Raw genomic sequence first — 1,357 nt, forward strand, 5'->3', positions numbered from 1 at the left:
TGTTTTTTCAGCACCAGCTGTTGAATTTGCTTGTTCATGACCACCGATTCAGAATTCTTGTCTAATTAGTTATTAGGGTAAATTCCAAGTTTTCTGCAATTCGTTACAAAACTTTATATGTGTTTATTTGTTTGTCTAGTGAGGTGCACAAGGAAAGCAAAAAAACCTAACATGCTTAATTTTTTTTTTAATTAATGTACTTCATTAGAATATAAAAAAAAATTTTTTACAAAACTTTATACTCTGTTGTAGAAAAATTGGATTTTCGGAGTGATTAATAAAGTGAGGGCAATCAAAAAAGCGTAATCCTCTTAATGGCAAAACCGATAATAATGTGCTGTGTAATAGGGTTGATTTACTGCTAATTTGCTTACCCCCATAACTGGAAAAAAGATGTAATTCCAGTCAACTTACTTCAAGGAAAATAAAGGAGAAAAATCATGTCAACTATTGCGGCTAATCAAGACCTGTTTGTAGACTTAAATCAGACCGATTCTGAAACAGTTAGCGGAGGAGGATGGGAGAGATTTACCGTTGCTAACCAAACTCGTTCCGTCACTATCCCCTATGCTGTTGATGGTAAAAAAACACGCTTCCCTAAGCCTGGTCAAAAGTCCGTATGGACTACTAACAAGGGAGGAATCATTTCCTTTGACTATGATTTCCGCCGACCAGGGGTCCAACGGCGCAAATACAATTTGTCCAATGGACGTAAATATGCGTTCCGACTCGACACCCGTACTGCTTATAAATACGATATCGAACTGTTTCGCATCGGCTAGACCTACCGGGGCAAAGTCAACAGAGTATAGGGTTAGGGGACTTTTTCCCCTAACCCCTTTTTCGGCTCTAGCATTGCTCCTGAGCGCAGTTTTGATCAGGAAGTCATAAATGATCAACGCGGATAGCTAGTCAACCACTACAACGCCAGTTCTAGGGATTTCAAAACCCCGTTCATAGGAATTTTCCCGTTTGATCAGATTCATTACAAAACTTGTTAAAAAAGTTACAAAACTTTATTTTTTGTTGTAGAAAAATTGGATTTTCCGAGTAATTATATGAGTGAGGGCAGTCAAGAAATAATGGCAAAACCGCTCATAGTGTTCTGTATGAATTGAGCTTAATTACGGCCTCTTTGCTTACCCCTCACCCTAGAGGAAAGATGTACTTCCAGGGAAATTAAGTCAAATTAAATCCAGGAGAAAAACCATGTCAACTATTTGTGCGAATCCAGACCTGTTTGTAGACTTAAATCAGACACCTAGTAAAAGCCTTGGTAATTCCCGGTAACCCCTGGAAAAACCTAGCTAGGTTGCAGGCTAAGGATTGAATCCTACGTTGATTTGGTTATGACACC

At 38.5% G+C, this 1,357-nt stretch carries 1 protein-coding gene; it reads left to right on the plus strand.

The genetic code is table 11. The features are described from left to right. The first annotated feature begins 440 nt into the window (after positions 1–440). Entirely contained in the window at positions 441–782 is a 342-nt protein-coding gene (locus F6K53_RS42790; RefSeq protein WP_293086675.1) for a hypothetical protein, read from the plus strand. The last annotated feature ends 575 nt before the right edge of the window (positions 783–1,357 follow it).

The sequence above is a fragment of the Moorena sp. SIO4A1 genome (assembly GCF_010672065.1).
Classification (GTDB): Bacteria; Cyanobacteriota; Cyanobacteriia; order Cyanobacteriales; family Coleofasciculaceae; genus Moorena.

Coding starts and splice junctions, on each gene's coding strand:
- F6K53_RS42790 (WP_293086675.1), top strand. CDS start 441: ATGTCAACTATTGCGGCTAATCAAGACCTGTTTGTAGACTTAAATCAG.